11 protein-coding genes are annotated in these 11,704 nt (G+C 35.1%); all 11 read right to left on the minus strand.

All coding sequences use genetic code 11. From position 1 onward, the window contains the following. Positions 1–838 (minus strand): glycosyltransferase (locus tag C6H18_RS00645; RefSeq protein ID WP_104721198.1); only part of this gene is annotated, 838 nt, incomplete at its 3' end. 48 nt (positions 839–886) lie between these two features. After that, complete coding sequence (locus C6H18_RS00650) at positions 887–2,464, minus strand: hypothetical protein (RefSeq protein ID WP_104721199.1); 1,578 nt, start codon at positions 2,462–2,464, stop codon at positions 887–889. Beyond that, complete coding sequence (asnB, locus tag C6H18_RS00655; RefSeq protein WP_104721200.1) at positions 2,452–4,299, minus strand: asparagine synthase (glutamine-hydrolyzing); 1,848 nt, start codon at positions 4,297–4,299, stop codon at positions 2,452–2,454. The genes C6H18_RS00650 and asnB overlap by 13 nt, the downstream gene beginning before the upstream one ends. Positions 4,300–4,402: 103 nt before the next feature. Further along, on the minus strand, positions 4,403–5,683 hold the full coding sequence (locus C6H18_RS09530) for a glycosyltransferase family protein (protein ID WP_199770096.1): 1,281 nt from the start codon (positions 5,681–5,683) through the stop codon (positions 4,403–4,405). Beyond that, complete coding sequence (locus C6H18_RS00660) at positions 5,670–5,882, minus strand: SPASM domain-containing protein (RefSeq protein WP_158654846.1); 213 nt, start codon at positions 5,880–5,882, stop codon at positions 5,670–5,672. The genes C6H18_RS09530 and C6H18_RS00660 overlap by 14 nt, the downstream gene beginning before the upstream one ends. A gap of 8 nt (positions 5,883–5,890) precedes the next feature. Next, positions 5,891–7,180 (minus strand): radical SAM protein, encoded by a 1,290-nt coding sequence (locus tag C6H18_RS00665; protein ID WP_104721202.1) that lies wholly within the window; start codon positions 7,178–7,180, stop codon positions 5,891–5,893. 10 nt (positions 7,181–7,190) lie between these two features. After that, positions 7,191–7,964: a class I SAM-dependent methyltransferase gene (locus C6H18_RS00670; RefSeq protein ID WP_104721203.1), complete on the minus strand. Its 774-nt coding sequence runs from the start codon at positions 7,962–7,964 to the stop codon at positions 7,191–7,193. A gap of 10 nt (positions 7,965–7,974) precedes the next feature. Then, on the minus strand, positions 7,975–8,655 hold the full coding sequence (locus C6H18_RS00675) for a hypothetical protein (RefSeq protein ID WP_104721204.1): 681 nt from the start codon (positions 8,653–8,655) through the stop codon (positions 7,975–7,977). Then, positions 8,621–9,178 (minus strand): hypothetical protein, encoded by a 558-nt coding sequence (locus C6H18_RS00680; RefSeq protein WP_104721205.1) that lies wholly within the window; start codon positions 9,176–9,178, stop codon positions 8,621–8,623. Before C6H18_RS00680 ends, C6H18_RS00675 begins: the two co-directional genes overlap by 35 nt. A gap of 54 nt (positions 9,179–9,232) precedes the next feature. Beyond that, complete coding sequence (locus C6H18_RS00685) at positions 9,233–10,717, minus strand: radical SAM/SPASM domain-containing protein (protein ID WP_104721206.1); 1,485 nt, start codon at positions 10,715–10,717, stop codon at positions 9,233–9,235. A gap of 9 nt (positions 10,718–10,726) precedes the next feature. Then, a partial coding sequence (locus tag C6H18_RS00690) for a radical SAM protein (RefSeq protein ID WP_158654847.1) occupies positions 10,727–11,704 on the minus strand: 978 nt, incomplete at its 5' end.

Below are 11,704 nucleotides of genomic sequence, written 5' to 3' on the forward strand. Positions count from 1 at the left end.
CCGCATTGGGGAAGCCCTCGCTATATGAAGCGTGTATAAAAATATCGGCTTTTTTCAAAAAGGGATAGATATTCTCATTAAACCCTAGCAAAATAACATTTTGCATTTGGTGGGTGTTAAGATAAGCTTCTATCTCCTCCCTTTGCTCACCTTCACCTAAAATATAGAGCTTAATAAAATCTGGCAAGGCTTTAAAGGCTTCTAAAAGTGTTAAATAATTCTTTTGGCTATGCAATCTCCCAATAGCAAAACAAAAAACCTCTCCTTGCACCTTAGGAAATTCCACTTCTTGTCGGCTTAAATCAAGTATCTTTGCAGTATCAATAGGATTATAGAGCAAACCAATTTTAGCCCTCAAAACCCCAAAATTCACCTCTACATCCTTGCAACTTGCCTTAGAATTACACACAACCTTTACAGCCCCTTGCAAACACATTGCATATAAAGTATGATTAATCGCACTTTGGGGAAAGTTGTTTTCCACAAAAGAAGGCTCACAGCGCACAAAAATATAATAAGGCTTACAGAGAATCTTCGCCCCTAAGGTTGCATAATAACTTGTAATAAAATCCATAAAAGAAACAATTAAATCACAATCCTTAGCAATAGCACCAAAAGATTCTAAAAGCAAAAAACTATTAGGCAATAAAGCCTCTTTTTCGCTCTCTAAAAGATAAAAAACTTCAATATTAGGAGGAATGTCTATTAAATCTTCTGTTTTTTTTAAGACTACAAGCTGCACTTCAAAACCATTATGCGAAAGAATATCTAAAATAAGTATCAGAATCTTTTGCGCACCCCCGCGTCGCATAACATCAATGAGAAAAGTGATTTTCATAGCTCTCTTAATAACCTTTGAAGAAAAATTCCTCGCATTTTAGCATAATCAACTTTTAGCAAAAGACATTAAAAGCTTGGCAATCTCTAAAGCAGAATGTTTAGGATAAAAAATATTCGCCTCTTTATATTCTAAAATCTCTTGTGCTATCACCTCCCCCTTGTCTTTTAGTTCTTCTTCTAATCCTAATGCGACTTGCATAAACTCTTCTTCATTAAAAGCCACTCTATGCAAAAGAGGATTTACAAAAGAATGACCAAAATTGCAAACCCTTAAATCAAACTCTTTTTTAGGGGGCGCATAGAGAATAACCGGCTTTAAAGAATTTAAAGGCGCACTATAAGAGAGTGAAGAATTATCAGTAATCACGATACTCTTAGATAGACTCTTAGATGTGATAGCAACACTCTCATCAAAGCTAAAATTTTCATAAGATAAAAAAACTTCCAAACAAGCATAAGGATTTTGCTTCCCTATCCACTTATAATAATTTCTATAAGCAGGATGTGGGCGAAAGAGGACTTTCTTACCCATCTCTAAAAGCCTTTTGATAATACCCATTAGCTCATTAGGTTTGCTAGAGCGAGGAATAAATAAAAACTGCTCCATTGTCCTTAAGGCAGAGGATTGCTCTAATTTTAAATCCAATCTTGGAGAACCCCCAGCTATTGCCCTAGTCTTCACTCCAACAGCTCTAAAAACACTCTCATAAGCCTTTAAAGAAGCCCTATCAATAGCCAAATAATAATCAAAACCCAAAAAATAATAACCAATGTATTGCTCTAAATATTCCTGCCTTAAAGCTCTAGGAAAGAAGCAAAAAGCCTCTGCGATACTATGCCCCATCCCGACAACTATTTTTTTCTCATAAGAAAGCTTAGGGACAATGCCTGAAAGCCACAAAACCACCTTTTTGCTCACAAAAAAATCAATTAAAATCCAAGGAGCTATTAAAACCCTATCTCCTAAAACATTTTGCTTATGCTCAAGATAATATTCATAACTCCCAAAATACCACTCTATGGGAATATCTTTGCTAAAAAATGTAGCTATTTTGTGAGTGTGGGGGACATAACTTAGGCTAATACCATAAGAGACTTCAAGCTTAAAACCAACCTCCAATAAGGCTTTCTTGATACAAGAAGCATATTCAAGGGCGCATTGGTTTAAAGATTCTAAACATTTGGGAGAGACATAATACACAAACAAATCATAGAAGAAATAATAATGCGTAATGTAGGGATTATCAAAAATATGCAACCCCCCATTTTCTAAAACTCTAAATTTTGCCCCCCCCCCCGAAGCCTCTAAGAGGATTTGCTGCCCTAAACAAAAGGCAATAAACTCCCTCCCATCAAGGTATTTAAGCCCTAAACTCTCACACTTTAAGACAAGCTTATCTTGCACATCACCAGCGCACACTAATACATAATCACCACTTTTTTTAATCTCTTCTTGCTTGGAAGCAAGATTATTCACACTATCACTATCATCAAGGAACTTTAAAGCAATATCTTTCTTACAATCTTTTAAAATATTGCTTAGAATCTCTGCACAACCTCCTTTTGGATAGATATAGCAACTCTTCCCCAATTCTATCGTTTCATACCTCTTTAAATATTCCATTGTTTTCTCCACATACAAAAGGTATAAATATACCAAATCTTACTAAAATCTACTCTCTTCTTAGCATCAAAGTCCCTTAATAACTTAGCTATAAAATGAGTATCCAAATAACCCTCTGCATAGTCTAAAACTTCTTGCAATAAATGCCTCAAATCACTCCTCATCCAAGACTCTAAAGGCACACCAAACCCCATTTTAGGACGATAGATTAACGAATGTGGAAAAAACCTTTCTAAATACTGCTTAAATACCATCTTTCCCTCTCCATTATGCACCTTATATTCCATAGGAATCCCTTGCATAAAATCCACAAACTCTCTTCCAAGCAAAGGCTCTCTAATCTCTAATCCCACATTCATACTAGCCCTATCGGTTTTGGTTAAAATATCCTCACTTAGATAATGACACCAATCAAAATAACTCATTTGTGCATAAGAATCTAAGCAAAATCCATCCCCCACTGACTTAAAAGGAAGATGATTAAGCAATAAATCCTCTTTCCTAAAATGGGTAATCTCCACCTTATACTGCTCTAAAAAACTTTTCGCTTTAAGCTGATTTTTAATGCGTAAAAACTTATCAACCCCCATAGAAATGCCAAATTTTGAAAATAAATCCATAACAAACTCTGCAGAGAATAAATCCAAAATCCAAGCAATTTGGAGTTTTCTATAATAGCGGTATTGCTCCCATCTTTGCATACTCCAAAAATATCTCTCATAACCAATGCCAAGCTCATCTCCACCATCGGCACTTAAGGCTACTTTATGGGTTTTTGCAATCTTTTGCGCTAAAAGCATCGTAGGCAAAGCCGAGGTATCCCCAAAAGGCTCATCATAGACAAAAGGTAATTGCTCTATTAACCCTCTAACTTCATCCAAATGGCAAATAAATTGATAATTAGTAATGCCTAAAATATCTGCTACTTGCCTAGCATAATCGCTCTCATCAAAGTTTGATTCTACAAATCCCATACTAAAAGTCTCAAAGCTATATCCTAAGTCCTTTAGCACCGCACACACTAAAGAAGAATCCACCCCACCGCTTAAAAGCACACCCACAGGAACATCACTCACCATTCTATAAGCAATACTTTTTTGCAAATGGGAGATAAAGCTATCCCAAGTAAAATCACAGGATTGCAGATAAGAATCTTTTGGATTGTAATAGCGATATTTAGCGATATTGGCTTCTTTATCTACGATAAGATAGCTCCCTGCTTCAAGCTTGAAACAATGCTCCAAAATACAATGAGGGGCAGGGATATACCCAAAGCTTAAAAATAAGCTTAAAGATTCTTTGTTAATAGATTTTTGCAAATAAGGGTAAGCCAAAATACCCTTAAGCTCTGAAGCAAACAAAAATCTCTCTCCATCAAAATAATAATAAAAAGGCTTACTTCCAGCTCTATCGCGAAAGCAATAAAGCTTTTGCTCTAAATTATCCCATACCACAAAGGCAAACATTCCCTCAAGCTCTCTCACACACTCCACACCCCAATGTGCAAAACTTTGCAACAAAACTTCAGTATCGCTAAAAGCTTCACATCTAACCCCCTCACTAACAAGCTTCTTAGCAATCTCTTTATAATTATAAATCTCTCCATTAAACACTAGCACATAGCGTCTATTTTCGCTAATAAAAGGCTGATGAGACAAATTGCTTAAATCAATAATAGAAAGTCGTCTATGTCCCAAAGCGAGATTGCAATGCTTTTGCGTATAAAGCCCAAAATCATCAGGACCTCCAGCACTCATACAATCGCGCATTTTTTCTATAGAATCCAAAAGCCCTCTCTTACCTTTAAATTCCCAACCGCCCACAATACGACACATTTATGCTCCCTTAATAAAACTTGGGATTATAATGCGAGTTTCATAAAAAGGTAATGAAAAAAGTAAATTCAATGATCCTTATTTTTTATTTTTTAAAGCATCTTTAATCTTTTGTTTTGTATTGTATTGGCTTAACGCATAAATCTCCCAAAGTGCTGATGGAAACCAGCCTATCCTCTATCAATTCACAAATACCATTTACCGCCAAAAGCATTTCTCTTTGCATCCATTTCAACGCATCATTAGCCATTTGCTGGTATTTCTTAGGGTTTTTAAGACAAGATTCAAATCCTTTTTGTATCTCCTCAATCTCTTTTGCTTGGATAAAGGGATAAATCTCGTTTAAATCATACCTTAGAGGATTGACATAATGGACAAGAGGCACAGAAGCAACCAAAGCTTCACTTTGAACTCCCCCACCAATACAACCAATATGGAATTGACCCGTAGCACAAGAAGCATAATACAAACCCACCATAATATCTTTACGATTCATAATAGGCAACCATTGCACATAATTTTGTATCCCAAGCTCTTCAACCATTTGCTTACTTGCATTAATATCACTCCCATATTCAAAGGTTAAAAGCTTGGGCTTATATTTTTTAGCATCTTTAACCATACCTGCAAAAGCCTGTAATACTCTGTCATTGCATTTATCGGCTACGCGTCTCCCTTCTTCTCTAACGCTCTTCCAAGAATGCCTTGCGTGATGAAAAACAACGAATTGAGAATCTTTAGTTAAAGCATAAAAATCCTCTGCCCAATAAGAAGCATTAAAGAATCTTGGTATCACTTCTCTTTGGTAAAACTCCATATAAATATAAGGAAAAGTTTTAAAAGCAACCACTTTAGAGGATAAATCCAATTTTCTAATCGATTCTTCATAAGCGGCTACATTCAAAATATCCTCCGTGCTTAGAAGCTTTTTAGATTCCTTAATACCTTTGCTTTGATAAAGGCTAAAAGTATCTAAATGCTTCCTATGGCTAGGATTAGCAGAATTTACATAAAAGGGATAATTCACCAAATCCATTCCATAAGGAACAAAAAAGTCAATAGGAATATCAAAATAGCTTAAATATGCCACAGAGGGACCATTAGCAAAGATAATATCATAATTTCTTAGGCGACTTAAGAGACTTTCATTCTTTTTAAGCCCTTCAATTTCATCTAAAAACCAATACAGATTCCCAAAAGGGAGCAAAAAAGTATAATGGATAAAATCCAAAGAATAACTATCACAAGAGGGATGAAAATGGGGTAATTCGTTATTGCATAAAAATAAATCTGCATCATATCCCCTATCCCGCAAATATCTTGCAAGAGAGAAAAAGTTATTATTAGAATTCCCAAATAAAGCTATTTTTTTATTCTTTTTCATAGATAATCTCACATTCTGTATAAGTTTTTTTAACCCTCAAACCAGCAATCTCATCAATTTCTATATTAGGTTCTCCGCCTGACCATAAGGAACATTTTTCACAGATTTTAAAATGTTGAAAACTATTTGCCAAAAGCTCTTTTCTAAGCTGCATTAAGGATTCTCCTCTCCATATCTCATCTAAACTTTGTAACTTCAAATCTCCAATTATGCCCCCCCCCCGATAGATGATGAAGTCGAATAAACTGACATACTATTGCAACAGAAAGTTACTTTCAAATCAGGGGTGATAAATAAAACCTGCCAAGGAATAGAACAAGTATGCCTTTGCTTATATTCTCTAAATTGCCTTTGGTGTTTGGTAACAAAACTTCCCTCTTTATCAAGTTCAAACTCACTTAGTTGATGAAACTTAACTTTATCCACCAAAGGAAGCCAATATTCTAAAAACTGCATACTCTTTTCTTTGGCATTTTCTCCTTGGAGAATAAAACACACTCCCAAAGTAGTCTTCTTTTTACTAGTTTTTAACAAATCAATTAAGTATTGGATATTCGCCACTGTTGTATCATAATCATAACCCCTTATTCTTTTATAGCTCTCCTTATCAATAGCGTCTAATGAAAAAGTGATATGCCCGATATTAGATTGGACGATTTTTTCTGCATTTTTCTTATCAAGCAAAGTCCCATTAGTCGTGATATTAATATTCTCTACACCATAATCTTTGGCAATATCTAAAAACTCTAAAAACTTAGGATGAATAAAAGGTTCATCTAATTGACCAAACTGCATAAATATCTTATGGTTTCCACAATATTTGGCAATCTTTTTAAAATCTTGCGTTTGCATAAAAAGACTCTTATCAAAAAAATCACTGGTTTGTAAGCTTCTATATTCCTTACTATGATAAGGACACATCACACATTCTAAATTACAACGATTAGAGATAGCAATATGCACATTATTAGGGTGAGGAAAATAAACATCAGAATACTTTAAAAAGAATTCTTTAGAAAAATCTTGGGAGAAAAAACTTTCCCAATTTTCACTTAAGTTTGTCAAATACTTAGGAATATCCACCCTGCTAATACTATGCCCACGAAGGCTTTTATGCAAGAAATTCCTAAAATCTGTTTGAATAGATTTCTTAAGATAAAGGGATTCCACTAAAAAGTTTACAACAGCATCTAAAGAAGTAATAAAAAACCAAAAAGGCTCTTTAATAAAATAATCTGGATTAATCTGGGGTGCAAAATAGAGATTCTTACCACCTTTAAGTGCTTGGGCTACAAATTCACAAAACACATCAATATCAAAAAAATCAAAAGCTGGGTTTATAACAAAAACGGATTTTTTATGCTTTAAATCCTCATAAATAGATTCTAAAACCCCTAAATCCCAAATTGACAAAAATAGATTTATAACAATCTCTCTTGATAGCCTCTGTTCTAGCTCTCTTTGAATTTCTTCTTTTATTGCTCCATAAATTACCACTTTGCTTCCTTTATCTATTTTTTACTAGTATTTCTGTTACATAAGGAAAATTCAAAAACTCTTCACGATAAAAGGGCAATTTAGCGCATTCTCCATCATAGCCTTTATAGATAATCTCCATATTTAAAGCCTGCAAAAACTCGGATATTTTTTCTAATGTCATTAAAGAGCTTCTATAATGCCCCTTGTAATAATTAGCAATCATCTGCGAATACTGCTCAACAAGCTTTTCGTCTTTAACCTCAAAGCTATAATGAAAGATCCTATGCACATAATGACCGATATTATTGAAGTTTAGAAAAATAATCCCATCAGGCTTTAAAACTCTCTTAAAAACTTCTAATGTCTTTTGCATATCTGTAAACATAAAGACGCCATAACAAAAAATAGCATCAAAAAATTGGGAATCAAAAGATAGTTTCTCTAAAAATTCTTGAGAGAAAACCACATTTTCTCTTTGTCTATTGAGATATTTAGCAATCTTAATCCTATGCTCACTACAATCCACTCCAACAACTGCTTTATTATATTGCGATAAAATATAAGTCCATTGCCCCATACCACAACCTGCATCTAGCACCTTTTCTTTACCGACAAACCCTAAAGCCTCTATGCGTTTTACATAGTTTTTCTGCCCTCTGCCAAAAGCACTCGAAAAAACATTTCTATTAGTCTCCTTAGGAGATAACTCTGCTATTGCAAACTCCTTAGAATACTCATCACCTAACACCTCAAACAACTCTGGGGCATCCCACTCAATCTCTATTTCTTTATCCCATTGCATAGCATTCTCCTTATTTATTTTTTAAAGTTATAGAATATTTACCTCTAGCATCTAATCCGTTATAAACAAACTTCAAAGGCTTATCTTTATAAAGACATTCTAAGGCAATATCTTTGTAATTCTCTACATACAAGGTTAAACCATCAAAAAAGCTAAGGTCTTCAATGTTTTCGTAATTATGTAGGGTTAAAGTCAGCTTATTATTTGCTAGGAGGGATTCTACTTTTGTAGTCATATACATCTTGCAATAGCGGAGTAATTTTGAAGTTTTTAAAACAAGCAAATTCCCTTTTTCTTGCTCTTCTTTTAAAAATCTAAAGCCTTGTAAATAAAAAGGGATTTTTTTAAGGAGTTCTAAGGTTGTTGGAATATTTTTGGCATTTGCCACATAAAAACTACCAAAATGCTGATAAAAAATCACCACACCAGACTGATTATAAAAGCTCTCCCAATCAATGCTTTGTATTTGGTAGTTAAAGGTTTGAAAAGTAGGTGCAATGTGGCTCGTAGAGCGATAGCGGGTGAAAAAATAATAATCCCTATCGCCACAAAATAATTTTTGAAAGATAGTGGAAGTGCCTAATTGTCTCCCATCTTGAGTAGAGGTGATATTACCTGTTAAAGAGATTCTTGGGAATCTCTCAATTACCCAATCATCACTCCATACATAAAAATCCCCCCCCCCCCGCAAAGGATAAATCTGTATGATAGCTTATAGAATCTGGATTGCTTCCATTATGATGAGGAGCGAATCCTATGTTATGCTGCATAGCTTTTGGCTCTCCATTGCCGTGATTAGTAAAAATTGGCAAACTTAAAGAATGTTTTGAAAGCATTTCATAGACCTTAAGGGCGTGAGTTCTATCAAAGTTATGAATAACATTAAAATCCCCAAAAGCGTGATTAGTATCAATATATCCAGATTTTATATAATCTCTTAAAACATTAGCATAAGGGGTTTCTTTAGAATCCACTTCCAAAGAATCATACATAGAGGTATGCAAAGGATTATCCGAATAGAAAAAAATACTTGCAGCAAAATCTAAATCTAAGCCATAGCCTAAAGTCGTCTTCTCATCAGTATTAAGATAAGTAATGAGCCAATCTAAGATTTCTTGACTTATGTATTCTGCATCACTAGAAATAGCAACTATCCCCTTGTAAGGATAAGGCACTTCTCGAATGTTTTCATAACGCATAGGCAAACTAAACAAAAACTCTCCTTAAAAAAATCGAATTATAAATACTTTTCCTTAGTATGTCAAGGGCTAATTCACCTTCACAAACTCAATACAAGGCGAAAGCACATCTCCATTTTCTTGCTCGACACTGCGATAAGACCATTCCTCACAATCCTTACAAATCTTCCATTCTCTAAAATCCCCCTTAATGAGGTCTAAACGCATTTTTTGCGTAATACAATTTGTCCAAATAGCATCCATACTCTCCTCATACAAATTCCCCATTACTTTATTTTCCCAACCAATCGCCCCAGCCATCGTGCAACAAGGCATAACCCCACCATCAGGATTAATATGAATCTCATCCCAAGGTTTCTGACAAGTATAACGACAAGAAGTATCAAAGTTTCTATCGTGGCTTACTTCCATTCCCTCATTGTTTTTTTCTACAAGATTGCGGACATAAATCTCATTAACCGCCTTATAAGCCGACCATTTTTCTTTAAACATTTCTACCTCTTCCTCTGCTCCACCTTGCAAGATAATCGATAGGGTAATATAAATATCCACCTTACGCTTTTCAATCTTTGTCAAAAAAGATTCCACATTTCTAACAAGCTTTTCAAAGTTCCCTCCCCTTGATTTTGCATAGGTCTCAGGAGTTGCCGCATCAATGCTAATTGATAGCGAATCAAGCCTAGATTCTAAAAGCCTATCCGCCATTTCCTCATCAAGCAATAAGCCATTAGTTGTCATAGAAATCCACCGCACACCTGCATCTTTGCCATACTTGATAAAATCTGGAATCCTCTTATCCACAAGCATTTCACAAGGTCCCACCAAGTCAATAATGCTATCGTGCTTTGCAGAATAATCCATAATCGCATAGACAATCTTAGAATCTAAGATTCTATATTCTTTAAAAAAATCTGTCGTGTGTGTTTTTACATATTCTGGTGCAAAAAAGAAGCAAAACGAGCATTTGAGATTGCATTTATTAATAGTTCCTAGATTGATATGCACAGGGGCTGGATAAAACTCTTTAGCCCTAGTGGTTATATCCAAAGTATTTGCAACATTATCCTCAAAAAGCTTCCAATCTTTAGAAAGATTGCTAAGCGGTCTCCCCTCTAGGGTGATTCTTTTTGAGGAGAAATGAAACTTTTGAGCTAAGCGTTTATGGAGGTTGTTGCGATATTGCGTAGAGAGTAATTGCTCTTTATAAAATGTCTCAATAAGCAATCGCTCGGGAGTATGCCCGCCAAAAAGAGCAAAAAGTGCGACACTATCCACTTGCAAATACACATTAGGCTTAGGGTAGTAATAAAGATTTTCTTTCTTTTCTATGGCATAGGCTAAAAATCTCTCTATAACGCCCCCCCCCCCGACACCTTCTTCATAAAAAATCCCAAACAAGGGGATTTGAAGCATTTTAGAATCCATCACTGCTTCATAAGTCTCTAGGCTAAAAAAATTGCTAACTTCATATTCTTTAACCACCTCTAGCCCTAAATTTTTCAAAATTCCAGATTCAAAAGTTTTACTTTTATCCCTACACACTATACACTGCATTCCTACTCCTTATTCTATGTATAAAGCTTTTTCTTTTGCCTTAGGGGTCTCTTCTTGGGTGAAGTCATTATATGCCCACTCATTACAACGAGAACAAATAGAAAATTGCGTGAAATCTTTCTGCATATTTTCCTCTCTTAGAGTCGAGATTCCCTCACCCCTCCAAATCTCCTCTAAATCATTTTGATACACATTCCCCACACTAAAAGGATAATGATAAGCACTAGAACTCATCGTGCAACACACACTTACATCCCCATAAGGATTTATCATCATTCTTTGCCAAGGAAACATACAAACGCTTCTTTTGTGATGCTCTATTACCGCATTATTTCTTGTGTCTTGTCCATTTTCATCAAAGGTTGCCAACTCATTAAAGGTTATCCGCTTTACCACATCCCTACAATCACTCCATTTACTCAAATAAAGCTCTTTTTGCTCTTGGCTACTCATTTCATCAAAAACCAAAACACAGGCTACTTCAAACTCAATATCTCCTCCTTTGTTGTTTAAGATTCTTGCATATTCTACACATTTTCTAACCCCTCTTTCTACTTTGTTTAAATCTGCTCCTCTAATCTTTTTATAAGTTTCTTTGGTAGCTCCATCTATGCTAATAGTCATTCTGTTTAATCCAGCTTTTAGAAGCTCTATGCCCTTTTGCTCTAGCAAAGTCCCATTAGTAACCAATGAGATAAGCGGTATTTTTAAACTCTTAGCAAAGGCGACAAAAGAAAAAATCCGCTCATCAAGCAAAGCTTCTCCAGCAGCGGTAAAAGATACATTAAACACACCCTTTTTACCCGCATACTCTAGCATTTCATAGACTTTTTTCTCCTCTAACACCTGCTTTTGTGCAAAAAAGTTTGTCTTATGGGTTTTTTGGAGTTCTTTTGCGTGCAATAAGCACATAATACATTTTAAATTGCATTCATTAGTGATTGCGATGTTTAGCTCTAAAGGTGCGGGATAAAACTCCTCCACCTT

Source organism: Helicobacter mesocricetorum, assembly GCF_900198605.1.
Classification (GTDB): domain Bacteria; phylum Campylobacterota; class Campylobacteria; order Campylobacterales; family Helicobacteraceae; genus Helicobacter_D; species Helicobacter_D mesocricetorum.

What these genes read in the sequence shown, in the direction of transcription:
- C6H18_RS00650 (WP_104721199.1), bottom strand. Translation starts at nt 2,464, where the DNA reads ATGGAATATTTAAAGAGGTATGAAACGATAGAATTGGGGAAGAGTTGC.
- asnB (WP_104721200.1), bottom strand. Translation starts at nt 4,299, where the DNA reads ATGTGTCGTATTGTGGGCGGTTGGGAATTTAAAGGTAAGAGAGGGCTT.
- C6H18_RS09530 (WP_199770096.1), bottom strand. Translation starts at nt 5,683, where the DNA reads ATGAAAAAGAATAAAAAAATAGCTTTATTTGGGAATTCTAATAATAAC.
- C6H18_RS00670 (WP_104721203.1), bottom strand. Translation starts at nt 7,964, where the DNA reads ATGCAATGGGATAAAGAAATAGAGATTGAGTGGGATGCCCCAGAGTTG.
- C6H18_RS00685 (WP_104721206.1), bottom strand. Translation starts at nt 10,717, where the DNA reads ATGCAGTGTATAGTGTGTAGGGATAAAAGTAAAACTTTTGAATCTGGA.